The organism is Paenibacillus sp. PK3_47, from assembly GCF_023520895.1.
Taxonomy (GTDB): domain Bacteria; phylum Bacillota; class Bacilli; order Paenibacillales; family Paenibacillaceae; genus Paenibacillus_AQ.
The window spans coordinates 776155-794196 of the sequence record NZ_CP026029.1 but is presented as its reverse complement, the minus strand read 5'-3'; the positions used below and the strand labels follow the sequence as shown (position 1 = coordinate 794196).

15 protein-coding genes and 2 pseudogenes are annotated in these 18042 nt (G+C 47.5%); 12 read left to right on the top strand and 5 right to left on the bottom strand.

Going from position 1 to position 18042, the window contains the following annotated elements; genetic code table 11:
- Positions 1-108 precede the first annotated feature (108 nt).
- A complete protein-coding gene (locus C2I18_RS03725) occupies positions 109-1062 on the bottom strand; it encodes an aldo/keto reductase (protein WP_249901994.1) in 954 nt (317 codons plus the stop codon).
- A 174-nt stretch (positions 1063-1236) separates the two neighbouring features.
- On the opposite strand from C2I18_RS03725, the gene C2I18_RS03720 reads away from it, so the two are divergent.
- The 3 genes from C2I18_RS03720 (at position 1237) to C2I18_RS03710 (ending at position 2913) form a co-directional block, all read left to right on the top strand.
- Positions 1237-1623, top strand: coding sequence for a MerR family transcriptional regulator (locus tag C2I18_RS03720; protein WP_249899948.1), 387 nt, complete (start codon positions 1237-1239; stop codon positions 1621-1623).
- Positions 1624-1645: 22 nt separating this feature from the next.
- Positions 1646-2068: a hypothetical protein gene (locus C2I18_RS03715; protein WP_249899947.1), complete on the top strand. Its 423-nt coding sequence runs from the start codon at positions 1646-1648 to the stop codon at positions 2066-2068.
- 419 nt (positions 2069-2487) lie between these two features.
- Positions 2488-2913 (top strand): GNAT family N-acetyltransferase, encoded by a 426-nt coding sequence (locus C2I18_RS03710; protein WP_249899946.1) that lies wholly within the window; start codon positions 2488-2490, stop codon positions 2911-2913.
- Positions 2914-2982: 69 nt separating this feature from the next.
- Here C2I18_RS03710 and C2I18_RS03705 read toward each other — a convergent pair whose 3' ends face one another.
- Positions 2983-4248, bottom strand: coding sequence for an MDR family MFS transporter (locus tag C2I18_RS03705; protein WP_249899945.1), 1266 nt, complete (start codon positions 4246-4248; stop codon positions 2983-2985).
- Between the two features lie 131 nt (positions 4249-4379).
- Here C2I18_RS03705 and C2I18_RS03700 point away from each other — a divergent pair, with 131 nt between their 5' ends.
- From C2I18_RS03700 to C2I18_RS03680, 5 genes are all read left to right on the top strand, one after another.
- Complete coding sequence (locus C2I18_RS03700; protein WP_249899944.1) at positions 4380-6227, top strand: ABC transporter substrate-binding protein; 1848 nt, start codon at positions 4380-4382, stop codon at positions 6225-6227.
- A 331-nt stretch (positions 6228-6558) separates the two neighbouring features.
- Positions 6559-6924 (top strand): YunG family protein, encoded by a 366-nt coding sequence (locus C2I18_RS03695; RefSeq protein ID WP_249899943.1) that lies wholly within the window; start codon positions 6559-6561, stop codon positions 6922-6924.
- Positions 6925-7088: 164 nt separating this feature from the next.
- Complete coding sequence (locus C2I18_RS03690) at positions 7089-8027, top strand: VanZ family protein (protein ID WP_249899942.1); 939 nt, start codon at positions 7089-7091, stop codon at positions 8025-8027.
- Between the two features lie 54 nt (positions 8028-8081).
- Complete coding sequence (locus C2I18_RS03685) at positions 8082-8714, top strand: carbon-nitrogen hydrolase family protein (RefSeq protein WP_249899941.1); 633 nt, start codon at positions 8082-8084, stop codon at positions 8712-8714.
- 26 nt (positions 8715-8740) lie between these two features.
- Positions 8741-9385 (top strand): hypothetical protein, encoded by a 645-nt coding sequence (locus C2I18_RS03680; protein WP_249899940.1) that lies wholly within the window; start codon positions 8741-8743, stop codon positions 9383-9385.
- A gap of 96 nt (positions 9386-9481) precedes the next feature.
- Here C2I18_RS03680 and C2I18_RS03675 read toward each other — a convergent pair whose 3' ends face one another.
- Together C2I18_RS03675 and C2I18_RS03670 are read right to left on the bottom strand one after the other, a co-directional pair.
- A complete protein-coding gene (locus C2I18_RS03675; RefSeq protein WP_249899939.1) occupies positions 9482-11878 on the bottom strand; it encodes a glycoside hydrolase family 2 TIM barrel-domain containing protein in 2397 nt (798 codons plus the stop codon).
- 159 nt (positions 11879-12037) lie between these two features.
- Positions 12038-12847, bottom strand: a pseudogene (locus C2I18_RS03670) (alpha/beta hydrolase family protein); the annotation flags it as partial.
- Between the two features lie 708 nt (positions 12848-13555).
- Between C2I18_RS03670 and C2I18_RS29695 the strand changes: the two are divergent.
- The 4 genes and pseudogenes from C2I18_RS29695 to C2I18_RS03655 form a co-directional block, all read left to right on the top strand.
- Positions 13556-13609: pseudogene (locus C2I18_RS29695) on the top strand (hypothetical protein); the annotation flags it as partial.
- A gap of 10 nt (positions 13610-13619) precedes the next feature.
- Positions 13620-13775, top strand: coding sequence for a MerR family transcriptional regulator (locus tag C2I18_RS03665; protein WP_249899938.1), 156 nt, complete (start codon positions 13620-13622; stop codon positions 13773-13775).
- A gap of 91 nt (positions 13776-13866) precedes the next feature.
- Positions 13867-14577 (top strand): AraC family transcriptional regulator, encoded by a 711-nt coding sequence (locus tag C2I18_RS03660; RefSeq protein ID WP_249899937.1) that lies wholly within the window; start codon positions 13867-13869, stop codon positions 14575-14577.
- Positions 14578-14655: 78 nt separating this feature from the next.
- Positions 14656-16032 (top strand): serine hydrolase domain-containing protein, encoded by a 1377-nt coding sequence (locus C2I18_RS03655; RefSeq protein ID WP_249899936.1) that lies wholly within the window; start codon positions 14656-14658, stop codon positions 16030-16032.
- A 352-nt stretch (positions 16033-16384) separates the two neighbouring features.
- Here the strand turns inward: C2I18_RS03655 and C2I18_RS03650 are convergent, their stop codons facing one another.
- Positions 16385-18019, bottom strand: coding sequence for a response regulator (locus C2I18_RS03650; RefSeq protein ID WP_249899935.1), 1635 nt, complete (start codon positions 18017-18019; stop codon positions 16385-16387).
- Positions 18020-18042: the final 23 nt, after the last annotated feature.

The following is an 18042-nucleotide window of genomic DNA, read 5'->3' as shown; positions in this document are numbered from 1 at the left end:
AATAGGACAAGGGCGAGGAACTATCCAAGAAAACGCTCATATGAGCACCAAAAATATAACTATTGAATGAACCAGTGCTGGAATAATCATAACTACAACAGCTGCCTATTAGAAATTACCGAAACGGCTGCCTGATGCGACTCCCTTGGGAGAGATGCGTTCAATTTCTTCCAAATCGTCCGCTGTTAGCTGTACTTGTAATGCACCCAAATTTTCTTTCACACGATCCAAATGCTTAGTCCCCGGAATCGGAACGATCTGCTCACCCTGCGCCAGAAGCCAAGCCAGACTCAGCTGAGCAGGTGTGCAGCCTTTACGAAGAGCCATTTGTTCGATAAGGGCGACGACTTCAATGTTTTTTGCAAAATTCTCGCCTTGGAACCTCGGGTAGTATCTCCGGTAATCATCTTCCGGCAAATCCTCGAATTTTTTAATCTGACCGGTTAAAAAGCCGCGGCCCAGAGGGCTGTACGGGACCAGACCGATTTGCAGTTCTTTTAGAACCGGGAGGATTTCATCCTCCACTTCACGGCTCCATAGGGAATATTCTGTTTCGACTGCAGTGATAGGATGAACCGCATGAGCCCGCCGGATGATATCCGCTGGTGCCTCTGACAACCCAATGTACCGGATTTTACCTTGTTTAATTAGATCTGACATCGCACCGATTATTTCTTCAATGGGGATATTCGGATCTGGACGGTGCTGGTAATAGAGATCAATGTAATCCAATCCAAGACTGTAAAGACTGGCGTCAATGGATTTTTTAATATAGGCGGGATCTCCTTTCAGCCCCTGATTATGCGTCATTCCAAACTTGCTGGCGATAACGGCCTGATCCCGGCGGTCTTTGACAGCACGTCCGAGAAGCTTCTCATTTCCTCCGAAACGACCGAGCAGGTATTCCTCCCCATAGATATCAGCGGTATCAAACATTGTCACGCCCAAATCCATAGCTCCTTGAATGGTTCGCACAGATTCATCGTTGTCAGGCATCATCATCGTTCCGAGGCTGATTGCCGAAACTTCAAGCCCTTCGTTCCCTAGTCTTCTTTGCTGCATCATCATTTGTATCACAACCCTTTCAATTCCTGGTTTAGCGTACTCTATAATCATAAGTGTTAGAGTATTATCTAAGTCAAATAGGCTGATATCATTGAGAAAGCAGTGCCGGGAATGTAAAATAGCTTAAAGTAACTCTAACTACTTCTAACTACTATGGAGAGTGAGAATTTAATGGCCTATACCGTTAAAGACATTTCAACAAAAACAGGCATTACAGCGCACACCCTGCGTTTCTATGAGAAGAAAGGAGTCCTGCCCTACGCAGAAAGAACAGAAAATGGAGTCCGGATATATGACGAATCGAGTATTGAGTGGATCGAAACCATTTTAGCCCTGCGTTCAACGGGCATCTCCTTAGAGGAATTGAAAGAATACGTAGAATTGTTTAAAGAAGGCGATAGCACCCTTTTACAACGAAAAGAGTTATTGAATAATCACAAAGTAAAAGTCGAGGAACAGCTGCAGCAATTAATTAATACCCTGGGAAGAATTAATTATAAGATGGCTTTGTTTGATGTACAATTGGAGCAATTGGAGAGGTCATCCTGCACATTATGATACTTCCGGGAGGTTAGAATTTATGCAAAGTATACTAGAACAAGACATTATTTCAACGGCAGAAAGCTTCACAACCAATTTTTCGGATAAGGGGAATTTTGATTTTAGTGTACAAAGCCTGCGTAAAGTAGACGATATTCTTGAAGAATTAGGTGAGTATAATATAGACGATGATTCTTTGGATTCTGTTGCTTCCATGGTTGGAAGTTACATTTTCGAAGTCGCAAGAAGGAATTATGGCGGGACATATTATTGGGTACAGGACAGCAACCAACCTGTTTTAGTTACGGGAGAGCCGGATTTTGCAATTTCGATGTTTGCTTTCGATAAAGTCAGAGGAAGAATTCAGAACGGGAAAGAAGATGACATACCGTTTTACTTTGATGGTTATATTAGTGCAGTTGAAAAAGGTAAGGCAACAGGTTACCGTGCAACGATTATTTAAGATGCACTATTCATTAAGTGAGAATCTGAAGTTATGTATGGATTGGCTGAACCGCAATCGAATACGCCGATGCGAAGCCTGTAGCACTGAGCTTAGTATTTATGCATATTCCTCCGGTGAATCGCAGGGATTCCCATTAGTGAAGCGTACGAGCCCAAGTGGATTAAATTTCTCCGTAAATTAGTAAACTACTGGAAACCATAGTGGAATAGCGGTTGCTTCGGCAGCCGTTTTTTTTGATTACTAAAGGAAGCCGGAACCAATCTGAGTCACCCCAGGACCACACCTGCATTAAAACAGCAACACCGTGGTTCTAGTAATTATGCTAATGTCATGCCATGATTATGAGGAATAGGTTACCGATAGAAATTTATGCTGAGCGGCACCTCGCAAAGTGACAATGAGTGGAGTGGAGATCTATGATCAGAGCTGCAAAATTGGAGGACAGGAACGATATATCCGTATTATTGCTGCAGTTAGGCTACCCGGATACCGAATCTTTTATCAAAGAGAACATGGAGAGGCTTCTTGCTGACCCCAATGAAGAATTGATGGTTTATGAAGCTGAAGGTCGTGTGATTGCCTGTATTTCACTGCATTATATCCCGCAATTAGGGATGAGGGGAGATATCGCATCCATTAGCTACCTTGTTGTGGACTCCTCCATCAGAAGTAAAGGAATTGGAAAGGAATTAGAGGAATTTGCCGCTGCCTCCGCCAAGAAAAGGGGATGTATCAGTATCCAGGTTCATTGCCATTCGAGAAGAATAGAAGCTCATAAATTTTATGAGAGACAGGGTTTCAAGGAGGCGCCCAAGTATTTTTCAAAAAGGTTAACTGAATGATGACTATTCAGCTCAATCTAAAAGCAGCCGGTAACATTACCGGCTGCCTTTTATTTTACAATAACAATCTCAGTACTCTACCTTAACCTCATGATTGGAAGCCGGGTTGGAGTATAAACCGCTTTTGCGGAAAAAAAGAATAGCCACCGCGCCCATGATCATAAATAATCCTGACATGGCAGGGGAGGAAAGCCAAGAGCCTGCGATCATGCCCAGACTGCCGAGCAAAGAGGCCGCGTGATAGCTGAGTCCGTCCACCGCAAGATACGTCGCACGGCTGTTATCGGGAACCATGCCTGCAAGCAGGGTTTGCCGGACCGGAGCGTACATAAGCTCTCCAACCGTCATGATCACTGCAGCGAAGATTAGGATCATAGCATAGTTGCTGCAGCCTAATAACCCGAAGCCTGCTGTGTACAGAACCATGCCTGCAGTTAATAGCTTGAGAGGATTCCACCTTTTTAACCACCGGGATAAAGGAAGGGCAAAGAGAACTACGATTACCGTATTCAGAGTAATAATCAGACTGAGCATCTGGATGCCGCCCAAATCCCGGCCAAGAAATGTAGTGTGAAATTCGTTCCGGAGCCTGACCGCAATAAATTTATCGAGCTGGTATTCGAGGGCAAAAGCAAGGACTGTTGCGGCAAGGAAGAGCATAAATCTGCGGTCTTTAAGTACTATAATATAGGTTTTCACAAAATCTTTGGCGCTGAATGCAGCAGCTGGAGCGGTCTTGCCGGATTCCTGGATTGGACTGGGCACGTGAGTCTCGCGAATGAGAAACACTAGAATGAATAGGGTGAACAGGCTCTCGGCAAAGACAACCGCGAACAGGACAAAGCGGTAAGATTCAAACAGCAGTCCCCCTGCCACTGCTCCGGCGGCTGCCGCTGCATTAATGGTCCAATATTGAAGACCGTACACCAGCTGCCGCTCTTTTTCCGTACTCACATCTACAATCATGGCATGGGCTACAGGGGCTGTTATTCCTGAACTGATGCCGCTGAGGAGAAACATAACACAGGTCAGTGTCACGGAATCATACCAGGGTGAATTCGCCGCCGCCAGCCAGAAAAGCGCGCAGGTCTGCAGGGTTTGAGCGATAACCATCAATCGTTTACGGCCCATCAGGTCGGATAAATATCCGGCGGCGAGCCCTGAAACCATAGAACATAGAACATGGATCACCATTAGGAGGCCTGCATATTCCATTCCAAGCCGGAGAGTAAGATAGATGGCCATGAACGGCATGATGGATTTGTGGGCAAAATCTGTACAAAAATCAGTGATAATACGAATGCGCACATTAGGGTGCAGGTCTGAAAATTTCATCAGGGAAACGTCCTTTCAAGGTTGGCTGGATCCTGTTCCCGAGTATAATGGAATAAAACCTGAAGAAAAACTGTAAACCTGTGCGGGCGGATTTCATGTTTTATCAGCAGAGGGCTTGAGGGGGAAGTGTAGTGCAATTGCTCGATCATTATATCCAGCTGCGAAAAGCGATTCCTGACGTATCCGAGGCGGAGGCGTTGAAAATTACGATTCCTATGCTCTCGCAGCATTTATCCTGCACCATGCGCAATGTAAACCTGCTCATCAACAGAATGAAGGAACAGGGATGGCTGGAATGGTATCCGGAACGGGGCCGCGGCAGGTATTCCACATTAATTTGCCATTATCCGCTTAGGGATGCGGCGAGAGTGGCTTTTGAAGACAGGGTAAGAAGTAACCGGCTGGACGAAGCGCTCACACTGGCTCAGGAGCTGCCGCACCACATTCGTTGGGACCTGTTCGGCGGCCTGCGTTCCGGTCTGGGGCTGTATTCATTACAGTCTGGCGGCCGCCAGGATACACTGCGTATTCCGCAGGATTCCCCTTTTGTTACACTTGACCCTTCCCGGGTGGCATTGTGGGGGGAAACCGGCGCTGCCATGGAAATTTATGACCGGCTGGTGATGTATGATCCGGAAGGCGAACGGCTGGTCCAGGGATTAGCACTTGCGTGGGAAGGCAATGAGGAGGGCACGGAGTGGATTTTTGACCTGCGCAAAGAAGTGTCCTTTCATAACGGAAAAAAGCTGGATGCAGCTGATGTAAAATATACCTTCGAACGCATACTCCAGGATGATAGTCATCCGGGGCTACAACTATTTTCACCCATTCTGCAAGTGGAGACAGAGGGTGAACGCGTGGTGCGTTTCACCTTGGACGGTCCTCAATTTATGTTTCCGGACATTTTAGCGTCTGTACATGCTTCTATTTTGCCAAAAGATTCTGATAGGGAAGCCGGGTTTCCCATTGGAACGGGGCCCTACCAGGTAACCCATCATTCTGACCAAATTCTTGTGCTTGAGGCTTTTCCTGATTACTTCAAGGGACGTCCCGATGTAGACCGTGTTGAGATGTGGCAGCTGAACATGCCAGTCAAAGATCTTGAAGATGACGCTATAAGGCAAAGATTGTTCCCCGACGGCCAAGCCTGTGTTATGGAATATCAGGTTAAGGGCGGCGTGTACATGACGTTTAATATGAAGGAGCCGGGTCCGCAGCAAAATCCCCATTTTCGGGAAGCTATCGCCCATATCATGAATGCAGAGCAGCTGCAGCTCGATATGGGACGGGAACATACACAAGTAATTAGCGGACTGGTTGCCGGTCTGAGTGAGTACGGTGCACACCAGGGTGATGAGCGAGAGGTAGAAGGTGAGGATGACAGTCTTCTTTTGGCTAAATCATGCTTGCAGAAAAGCGGATATAATGGCCAGGAACTGCGTGTCTGGTTAGAGTCAGGGCAGCAGATGGAGGAGGATATGGGGTGGTTCGCTGAGCGCTGTGCTCAGGTTGGTGTTAACATTAAACTCTGTCCGGGAGATCCTGCAAAGGCAGTCCATGATCCCAGTGAGCTGCGGGGAAGTGCACTAATCTATACCGGGGAAGTGTTCAGTGATTATGCAGCGCTTGGCGCACTTGGCATGTATTTGCTGGGAAATTCAATGTTCCGGATGGTGATGGATGCTGAGCTGTTGCAGGAAATCGATGGGGATTGCAGGCATATTATTTCATCCAAAAGCCGGAATGACCGTATGCAGCGGCTTCTTCAGCTGGAAAAAGGGCTGATCCGAAATTCACTGCTGATTCCGCTGTATGGCATACGGGAAAAGCACGCTTATCATCCGAGTCTGCAAAACTACCGGGTTACTGCATACGGGTTGCCGGATCTCCGGCGGTTATGGGTGAAACAGAGCAGGGGACGGAATAATGAAGAGCAGAGGGAAACTGAGTACTATCCTGCGTATATACCTTTGTGGTAGTGCTCATTTGGTACAGTAGAAGAGGCTATGACAGTCAACCGCGAGGCTGAAGTACAGGAGTTGATTACGGAAGTGGCATTGATGTATCCGATTAATCAAGAACATTAAGCTGACGGGCAGGATAGTGCAACGGTCGTTGCATTGTTTGGCGTCAAATCGTAGAGGTGATCTAATGAAAATTTATATTTTGTGCCTTTTGCTGATAGTGATGACCGGCTGCTCAAGGTTATGGAAAAGAGTGGAAAAAGCTAATTATCCTGGTGGATATTTTATTGCGATTAAAAAAGATAACATCAACTGAATAATAAAAATAGAAAGTGAAGGGCTATATATGCAGCAGAATAACAAACCTGCAGTTGAAGAGGTTATGGAGGCTTTATTTAAATCCTGGTCTTTAGAAACAAGTTCGAAATGGAGTGAGAATAATCCGGCAAAGGGGCAGTGTGGTGTAACCGCATTACTAGTAAATGATTTATTAGGCGGGGAGATATGTAAGACTAAATTGCCTGACGGGTGGCATTTTTACAATATAATTAACGGACAACGTTATGACTTTACAGCTTCACAATTTAAGGGCGACATTGTATACATGGATGTTCCTTCAGACAGAGCAGAAGCCTATGAAGATACTAATGAAAATCAGTATAGCCACCTTAAGCAAAGCATGCTAATCAAACTAAATATACATAGTTGTTAATAGGAGCTTTGTGCCGCTTCGGTAAACGGAGAAGAAATTCGTCAGTCCCGGCAAAGCTCTATCAAGCTACCAGCAGTCTAGTTGTAATATGTGGTAAAATAGGCTGGACCAGCAAGTTCAGTTGTACAGTACATATGCACACGTCAAAGGAGTTAAAGTTAACGATGCCAAAACAGCGCAAGATTATTTATGCCATAACTGCTATTTATACGATTTTGATTCTTTATTTTCTGTTTTTTGCTTTCGGCAGAACAGGTGCCGCAGAGCGAACTACAGGTTACACCTTTATTTTCATACCGGACGATTTCTATAAGATGCCGGCTATATCAGATCTTCTGCATCCCAGCCTCATGGATTTCGTAGGATTTGGAAACCTCGCAGCGTTCATCCCCTTCGGAATATTGATTCCACTGTTATACCGGATCAGCTTTGTCCGGTTCATTACATTGTTCTTTCTGGGGATTGTCCTGATGGAAACCATACAGGCACTTACATTACTCGGCAGCTTCGATATTAACGATGCCCTTAAAAACTCATTGGGTGCAGCAATCGGATTCGGGGCGTACAAGCTTGGCTTCCGTTCCAAAAACTTGTGGCGCAATATGGCGACAACCGCCATTTCCGGTTTGGTTCTTTTTATAGGAGTATGGGGATTGTGCGGGCTTGCAGATAAAGCGTTGACCAAGGAAGAAGGCCCCTTTGTGGCGATTAACGAATGGACAGACAGCTCCGGAGTTACATCAGCAGGAATAACCCCATATAGCTTTATCATAAACGGTCAAAACGTAAACCCCCGCTACAATATGTTTGGTTCCGAAGCCGGAAAGAAAGAAAAGTTCACGTATACGAGCAAGGAGGAGATGATCTTCATCTTGAATTACGGTATACCTGAACCAGCGGACGATTCCGGAAGCATCCGTGTTTCTGTTGACGGACGGGAGATCTTGACCAGCTCGGGAGAAGATCAGCTCAATTATCCGGAACTTTTCCCGGCCATGTTTGAAATGCCTGTTGAAGCGGGGAGCGAGCTCGTGATTAGCATGGAGGGGAATGAAATAATATGGGATGTAGGGTACAGGAAAATGCAGTATTTCTGGGAATGAGTTGTCGTTCTTCTCAAAAGAAGAGCTAATGTTCAATAATATCCGGAGGTTCATATGAAATTCCTAATTATCCAGCCCAAGCTTGAGAAACACATTGTTCAACTGGAACAAGAAATTCGGGAGAATCCCGGCGCAGATGCCGTCATTTTCCCGGAAGGTTATCTGAACGAAAACGTGGAACAAGCCTGTATTTTAGCCAAGGACCATAACAAAATCCTGATTGGAGGGCATAGAAGATTTAACGATAGTCCAAAGGACAGGGCAATCATTATTGACCGTTCCGGCAATGTTATTTTGGATAGAGTCAAGTATAGCGATACGGTCTTTCAAACGGTAGAGGGTCTCAAAACGGGACACATCATATGTGATGAGTTGGTCAAACAAGGCATAAGGAGTGAAGACACCAGCGGCATTGGCTTGGTTGTGCATGCGATCGGTGTCGGAATGTTCAGCGAGGAACAGTTCGGCGAGTGGATTAACGAAGCCCGGAAGATTGCTGCCGCACACAAAACAATGATAATCGGCACGAGTCACGCTGACGGCTCTTATCGGGGCAGTGAGGTGTCCATACCTATTACATACTGTTTTGATGAAAATGGCGATACCCTATTCGTTTCTAAAAATGATACGCGAACCCGTATGTTGGATACGCAGACCAAAACGGTTTCTTTTACTAAAACGGTTTGATTATAGTGTTCAAAAGGAGATTTATAATGAAGCAGCTTGGGTGGAAAATTGTCTTTTATTCCGGCTTGTTCGTGGTGGTCTTAATTATGGCACTCAATGATAATTCACCAGTTTTGATCGTAGGAACTGCCGTAGTAGCTACCCTGATTTTTTTTATCAGCCAATTCTATTATCCTGCAGTTCTGGACAAGCGTGTGGACCGCGTGGAATCTTTTTTACGTACCCAGAAAAATTCGCCTGGACTCTATATCAATTATGTTTTTGCCAACAGACTGGATGATGAAGCGAAAACGGTTATGGAGCAGGTAATGCGCAAATATAAGCAGGCAGCAGCACAGGCAACCTACAAGGCAGCATACGGCGTGTACCGCAAAGATATGACTGCTGTTGAGGAAGCCGTGCCGGACATCCGCTATCCGGATTACCGGGCATATTACGAAACGATTCTATTGTCGGAGGACGGGAAAAGTGCCCAGGCAAGACAGCGGGTGGAGTCCATTAAGAAGCCATGGATGAGATCCGCACTGCTCGCAGAAATTGAACTTAAAGCAGGCAGTACGGAAGCAGCAGTGAAGCACGCCAGGGAAGCACTTAACTCGTCGGGGGGCGTCCAGCATTATGTGCTACATAAGGAATACGAAAGAATATTGCCGCAGGCAGTTGAAGTCTAGCTTGTCGTACAAACAATATAAATCGAAACAGCGCTGAAACCCGTTGCTAAAACAACAGATTTCAACGCTGCTTCCTCCCAGTGTGTGGTTAACCGGTCAGTTTGTAGTTACATGTCTGACTACTGAATCCATCCCCTGTGCACTGACCTCTATCCGTATTTGTCCTGCCTGCCGTGTAGATTGCACGAGGGCCAGCGCCATGCCGTTAAAAGCTCTCCGTTCATTCGCTTTGTAGCTCTCATGGCTGTCGGGTCTGCCGTTGTCGACGCCGATCAGGGTGCCTTCCCCCTCCACGCGGAAGAATAGGGGAGTGTCTGCAACCGGAACGATCCGTCCGGCAGTATCCAGAATCTGCACGATGCAATGTGTGAGGTCACGGCCGTCGGCACTGATGACATCACGGTCCAGAATAACCTGAAGGGCAGCCGGCTCCCCGGTTGTTGATACCAAGGTTTCCACCATAATCTCACCGTCTCTTGAATAGCCTACCAATTTTAGCTCACCCGGCTCATAAGGCACGTCCCAGCTCAGATGCAGATCGGATGTCGTAACCGGGACATAGGACCTCTCATAATGAGCCCACTCTTTAGACATTCCCTGGCGGGGGAATTCACAGGCTTTGACGCCGAAGGACTTTCCGTTCACAAATAACTCGGCCTGGTCGCAGTTCGTATAGCAAAGAACAGGGATGACCTTGCCCTCCATACCCTTCCAATTCCAGTGCGGAAACAGATGAGCCATCGGCTTTGCGGTCCATTGGCTCTGATAGAAGTAATAGCCGTCCTTCGGAAATCCGCAGGTGTCCATTACGCCGAAGCTCGCGCTTTTATTCGGCCATACCGTTTCCCCGATGTAGTCGATCCCTGTCCACATAAAGTCGCCGGAAACATAATCATGCATGCGGGTGAATTTCCATAACCGTTCGGCTGTAATCATGCGGTTGGTATAATTACCGGCCCACCATGCCTGCGTTTTCTTGTCCAGCGAATAATCGCCTCTCACGCCTCCAATGCCCGTGTTTTCGCTGCCGATCATAAGCCGGTCCGGCTCCAGATGCCGGTCATCGGCGTAAAAGGTTTCAGTCCGGGTACGCCAGCGGTCCACATAGTTATAGCCCACGATATCCAGTGCCTGCAAAAACTCCCTGTATGCGGGAACAGGTTCTGCTTCGATGTTGTCACAGGCAGCGGTAACCGGGCGGTCCGGATCCTCCCTGTGGCAAATGTCAATCAGCCGCTTTGCCTCAATGTAACCGTCCGGGACCCGTTGTTCAGGGATTTCGTTGCCGATGCTCCAGATTACGATAGAGGGATGATTGCGGTCACGCTGCAGCATCATCGTCAGGTCGCGCCCGGACCACTCGTCGAAGTATTCGGAATAACCGTGGACATCAGCTTTCCGGTTTTTATGTTTGGTTAACTTCCACTCGTCGAAGGCCTCGTCCATCACCAGAAAACCCATACGGTCGCAAAGATCGAGAAGCTCAGGGGCCGGCGGGTTGTGGCTCATGCGTATGCCGTTGCAGCCCATTTCCTTCAATATTTCCAAGCGTCTCTCCCACAATCTCTCTGGTACGGCTGCCCCCACGGAACCGCCATCATGGTGAAGACAAACTCCGTTGATCTTCACCTGCCTGCCGTTCAGCAGGAAGCCGCGGTCTTTATGGAATTCGGCCTGGCGTACGCCGAAGGGAGTCTCCGTCTCGTCAATTACGGCTCCATCCTGAATCACACATGACCGTAAGGTATAAAGCACCGGTGTCTCAACAGACCAGAGCTCGGGCCCGGCAATCTGCAGGCTTTGCGTGAACTCGCCTGTTTCCCCGGCACGGATATCAATAAGCGATTCATGCACAGCTGTCAATCCGCCGTCCGGTGCAAGGATTTCCGACCGCAGGATGGCCTGCTCCTGCCGGGGATTTTCATTTCTGAGTTTGGTTTGCACCTGAATGGCGGCAGACTCAGCTGCAATATCAGGCGTCCTGACGTATACGCCCCACAGAGGAATATGCAGCTTGCTGGTAGCCTTAAGCCAGGTGTGCCGGTAAATGCCGGACCCGGTGAACCAGCGGGAGTTGGGCTGGTGACTGTTGTCTACCCGTACCGCGACAATGTTGTCGCTATCCTGCTTGAGATAGGGCGATAAATCGTATTCAAATCCGGCGTACCCGAACGGATAACGGCCAAGATGGTGTCCGTTGATCCAGACGTCGCTGTTCATGTACACACCATCGAACAACAGGGTGATTTTGCGTGATGAACACCCTTCAGGCACGGTAAAAGATTTGCGGTACCAGCCCGTACCTGCCTGTACGTAGCCGCCATCTCCGCCTGTGGGATGGTCTTCATCAAACGGGCCTTCCAGGCTCCAATCATGCGGAACATTCAGCGGGCGCCATGAGCTGTCGTCATACTCCCGGGACTCTGCTCCTTTGGCATCACCAAGATGAAACTTCCAATTCCAGTCGAATGATTCATGAATTCTGCTGCCCACACCAATCTCCTCCTGATTTGCAAAATGAGAAGTACCTGAGAAATCACCATCAAGTATACCTGGAATAGGGCTGCGAAAATATGGAGGGGATCAACTAAAACCTATACACTTTCAACAATGCCAGTCTATGGAGCGCGAAGATACTCAGGTTTTTCCTCTTCATTTACGCTCTGGTTGGCAAATATGTAATCTGCACGCCTCAACCATGTAATCCGTGCCTTCTAAAGTGTAAGCTGCTCTGATCTTGACTAGTTGATTATCTGTATAATCCTGTACATCCTCTGCCCCGGGTAAAATCCTGCCCTTAAAAAAGGGGCTGTCACTATTTCCCGTGAAGAAAATGGCTGACTGCTTGTGCGGGACTTCCTCTGTCCGGACCTCCTGCCCTGTAATTTGGACATTTATGGTTAAGATCTCCTTCTTGCCAAGCAAAAATTGCTGAATGGATACCATGGCACTGTCCCTCTGCTTACCGGAAAAAGAATGACCCATTTCCTGGATCAGCTGAAGCTGGCATTGACCTGGCGCATAGGATTCGTGAGCTTTAACAGAATACCTGTAATCTACGACCTGATCATCTGTGCCGTGCATCAGCAGCACGGGGCCTTTATAGGGAGCGATCTCTTCAAACGGATTCATGCCAACAACAGTCTCATGGAACCTTTTACCGATCTGCATGTGCCCGCAATCGATGACCGCCGGGACGTTATTGACGTCATATGAGGAGCCTCCCAAGGCACCTTTGCGGGCATCATCCGGAATGCAGAGCGCCGGGTAGAGGAGAATTAATGCTTCGACTTCACTTGGGTGCTGTGCTGCAGTCAATGCCGCAACAAATCCGCCTTGGCTGAAGCCCATCAGCGTCACTTTGTCTGCATCAACGTTAGATGAACTTTTGACATAATCCATGACCGCCTTTAAATCCCCGCATTCCGATTGCACTGTCATACCGGTTGTGGCCCCGTCACTTGTACCTTCCCCGTGCCTGCTGCCGCCGCAAAAATCAAAACAATACGCCGCATACCCCCAGAGGCAAGGATCCGGTAATCTGCGAAGACGTCCTTGGAATTACCGCCAAATCCATGACTGACAATGATGGCTGGAAGGCGATCGCCTTCCGGTACAAACTCTGTTCCGCGAATCGTCAGCCCGTCTCTGGTACAGCTGAAATCACGTTCAATAATGTTTGTATGCACGTAATAACAGTCCCTTCAATTTTATTAATGCGCGTTCAGTATAACGTAATCACGTGTATAACAAAAAATATACATATAGTCATGCTGACGCTCCTTGGTATCAGGCGTGACTTGAGAACAGTATAATTGCCACCCGGTCGTAAATTCGGAATCATTATACAAGGTGTACCCACAGCCATTTAAGGCATAGGGTACACCTTCTGTTTTTTATGCAAAATAATGCCCTTCTTCGAGACCGGCGCTCAGTCCGGGCTGCATCGGTTTCCAGCCCGGAAGCTCCCGTGTTGCCGGGTCCGCAACGGCAAAAACCCGATACTGTATGTCCCGCGCTGATCAGCTCCTGAACCACCGCGGACCCGGCATACCCTGTTGCTCCTGCAATAAACACATGCATAATGTTATCCTCCTTCATAATTGACTGCTTGGTCACGTTAAACATAAACTATAGAGTGAACTCTAGGGAAAGCTGCCCGAAGGAGAAATGATCATGAAAATTCAGGAACTTGCGGATGGAATGGGATTAACGATCCATACAATCCGCTTTTATGAAAAAGAAGGCTTGCTGGATAGACCGCCATGTCCGGCGGGAGAGCAACAATTACCGTAACTATTCGGAAGAGTCGATCGAGCGGCTGCAACTCATCAAAAAGTTCCTGTCAGAAGAGGTGAAGAAAAACGAATTACCCACCGTATACCCCTGAGCAAGCGTATTCTCCATTACTAAGCCTGCCCGGCAGGTATTATGAATGGAAGCCCAGTCAGCAGCTTCAAAAATATGTTTATTGTTACTGGATGACACCACGAATGCCCCTTTCTAAGCTTGAAGTAGAAAATAGCGCCGAGATGCTTGTACCGGATGGTTGTATTGATATTGTGTTTCGAATAGACAGGACTATCTCAGATATCCAGGCAATTGTTGTGGGTACTCTGGATCGCGCCATCTTTGTTGATATGGAGTATGATCAAGTGGAGAACTTGGGTATACGGTTTTATCCAGGTGGACTGCAATTTTTTATAAGGGAGTCTGCTGATCTATTTACAAACCATATGATCGATCTCTCTGAGGTTGCCAAGGAATTTGCCAATAAACTAATGGTTCAACTCCATCAGGCATCATCCATTGAGCAAGTCCTCTATACATTAGATGGTATTTTACAATCTAGAATATCCGGTCATTCACTCTGGGAGGAAACCTTTCAAAATGCCTTATCCCGAATCTATCAGACGAACGGGAACATAGCTGTCAAGGAGATTGCATGTAGAGAGGCAATCAGTGAAAAGCAGCTTACACGTATTTTTTATAATCGGACCGGTGTGGGAACGAAAACCTTTTGCAGAATCATAAGATTCCAGCAATTGCTTAACCTTCTACAAGGCAATGAAAGAATGACATTAACTGATGCTGCGATCCTATGCGGATATTACGATCAAGCCCACTTTATTAGAGATTTTCAGGATCTCTGTCACACGCTCCCTTCGGACTATTTCAAATACCGTTTGTAATTCTGTCTGTTTTATACAATCGGGTTCGTTGTAATGGATGGTATGATGAGCTGACAGTGAGGAAGGGGGAGGTTAGAGATGGAGAATATGCAACAAAAGTTGGATCAATATATGAGGGTCTGGTCTAATTCCAATCGATTTAGTGGAACGGTTATAATAACGCATGGTGAACAAGTTCTCTTAAGAAAAGGGTATGGTTATGCGAATTACGAATATCAAATTCCAAACGGGATGTCGACCATTTACAATATTGCCAGCATTACAAAGCAATTTACAGCCGCGGCAATTCTACAACTGGTTGAAGGAGGAAAGCTGAGTCTGAATCAACGGGCGGGCGAGATTTTAAAAGAATATAAGGCAGTCAGCGATGTTACAATTCATCAACTGATGTCATCAACATCGGGCGTACCAGACTACACAGAGTTACCTGAGTACAGTACCAGAAACCGGCTGTCAGCGGATGAGATTATCGGATGGCTGAACAGTAGACCACTAAATTTCGAGCCGGGTCAAGATGTTCAAAAAAGCAACTCCAATTTTGTGCTGCTAGCTAAAATTATTGAGGTTGTTTCGGGAATGGATATCGAAACGTACTTACAACAATACGTTTTTGAGCCCGCACACCTCCAATTTACCGGAGTAAGCCACAATTATACTGTTATTCCAAACCGGGCATATGGTTATTCGTTTTCTGGTGAGGGAGTTGTTCAAGCGGAATATTACGAGATGTCTGGTGCGTACGGGAGCGGATTTCTTTACTCTAATGCAGATGATTTATTAAGGTGGACCAATGCTCTGGCTAATGGAGAGATTATTACGAGGGAATCTTATCAAAAGATGATAACTCCATACGGTTATTTGTGGTATATTGGCGCATCGGCGGGTTACGGCTGCTTTGTAAATGGTGATCCAGTGGATGAGATAAAAGTAGATGGTAATCTATATGGATACACCTGTTGTATCCAGAAATACCTGGATGGCGATTTTACTGTGATTATCCTTTCAAATAATGATGCTACTCCGATTGGCAGAATTGTAAAAGGGATAAAAAATATTTTATTTTCACAAGAACCTCAGGTCATTGTAAAGCCTGACTTTCATGAAATTGAGGAATTAACAAAATACATAGCTTTAGTTGGAGAATATCGGTTCCCACCGACTGGATGGAGATTTAAGATCAGTTTTGAAAATGGAACCTTGCATGTGGACCGGCTCTTTATTCAAGAATCGAAAAGGAAGAAATATGCCCTGAAGCTGGTAGCGGATCAACTAGATTATATTGTTTTTGCATGTGAGGTGTGTGACAGCACCTTTTCCTTCCACCTGGATCCCGAAGGCAACGTACATAGGGTTATTTATATCTGGGATACTTTGGAGATCCCTTATGAAAGACAACCGGATTCAGTGTCCTACAGTGAGTGGGAATCCACCCAATGTCAACGTATAGGTGATTAATAGGGGAATCAGAGCATGAAGTGGATTTCCTCCACCTAATTTCATGATATTTTATCTTATTTAGTGTCTAGTTGGAATTCCTCCATCTATTTCGGAGTAAATAGGCCTCTAACGCGGATTTGGGTACATTTAGGTGGAGTTTTTCCCACTAGCAGGGTAAAATCGCTGGCTGCTGGAGAATTAGGTGGAGAAATTCCAATTAGACTGATCAACTTACGTCAGAGGAAGCAAGTACATACGGGACATTTGGCAAGCAATCATCTGAAAAAGCAGATTCGGCCCACCCATCGGCTTTCCGCACCGCGCGCCCCCCCGGCGCGCGGTGCGCTGCACAAGGTGTTGGCCAATCCCCTCAGCCCTCCAGCCGTTCCCCCTGAGCCCCCGTCTCAATCCCCTGCATATACTCCCGGGGCGAAAGCCCGGTCACTTTTTTGAACACCTTGCTGAAATAAAAAGCGCTCTCGTAGCCGAGCTTCTGCGAGATTTCGTAGATGCGGCCTTCGCCGCGGGCCATCATTTCTTTGGCGGCGGTGATTTTGGTCTCGGTGATATATTCGACGTAGTTGACCTTGGCGACCTTGGAGAACAGATGGCTCAGGTAGTTGGGGCTGAAGTTAAATACATCGGACACCTGGTTCAGCGACAGCTTGGTGCCGAGGTTTCTTTTGATATACTCCTGAACACTCGCGACGATCTGTTCCTTGTAGCTCTGCCTTCTGGTGGACAGGATCTCCGAGAAACCGTCGCGGAACTGGACCAGCCACTCCACAATGCCGTCAATCGTATGCATCTGATAGATTCCCCGGTAGCCTTCCGGCTCCGCTTCAAAAATTTGCTCCACCACATTCTCGCCGTCGGCAACCAGGGAAGTCGCCATGTACAGCATATTGCAGGCCGCATCGGTTGCAGGGACCAGCAGCTCGGGGTGGCCGGCAAAGCTGCCGATCATTTTGGAGATAATCTCATAGAGCGCACGGGTATCGAGCTCCTCGAAGGCGCGGCGGATTTCGGAGCGGGATTCCGAGAAATCGAACAGGGCATGCTCCTGCCGGACAGGCGCTCCCTCGGTATAGAAGACAAAAGACTGCTCCTGCACGGCAAGAGGCAGCAGCTGCCGGGCCGCCAGATAGCTTTCCCGCAGCAGATAAGGATCTTCCACCGCAAAGCCGGCGGCGCCGATAATGGTGACGTTGAAGTAGTTGTGCAGCACAGATGCCATTTCGGCCAGCTGCTTCTCCACATCAAGCTGCCATTCCCGGGAATGGGCCGCTGCTACAGGGAGTGTGACGGCGAAGTTGCGCAGGTCCAGGCTGGTTACATAGCAGGGGCTGGCCAGGCTTAGGGTATCTTTTGCCATCTGAACCGTACTGGAGCACAGCGCCACAAGCTTGTCACCGCGGGACGGTACGCTATCCGGACCGTTAATCCGGCAGATGCAGACGAGGTACGCCTGCTCCTCCAGGTCCAGCTCGAGATCCTCCTTCTGCAGCAGATACTGCTGCTTGTTCTCGAACAGGTTGTTGAACAGCCGGATGAAAAATTTGTCGCGCTGGGCCTGAAGATTGCTGCGGTGGACAAGCGAAGGATAATTATCCATCGACTGATAGGTCTCGAGCAGCTCAATGGCTTTGCGGATCGATGCCTCCAGAATGTCCGGGGTCAGCTCCAGCTTCACCAGATAATCGATAGCCTGAACGTGAATGGCACGGCGGGCATATTCAAATTCCTCGTAGCTTGTCAGAATAATGAACACCGGCAGATTTCCATATTTTTTGCGGACCGAGCCGGCTACTTCCAGGCCGTTTTTGATCGGCATTTTGATATCGCTGATGACAATATCCGGGCGGAGCTGGTCGATCATTTCCTCTTCCTGGGCACCGTTATGGGCAATGCCGACAATTTCAATATTGTACTGCTCCCATTTGAGCATGGACTGGAGTCCGATACAGACAAGCGCTTCGTCATCGGCGATTAACAGTTTAATCAATGAGATCACATCCTGTTTCTATA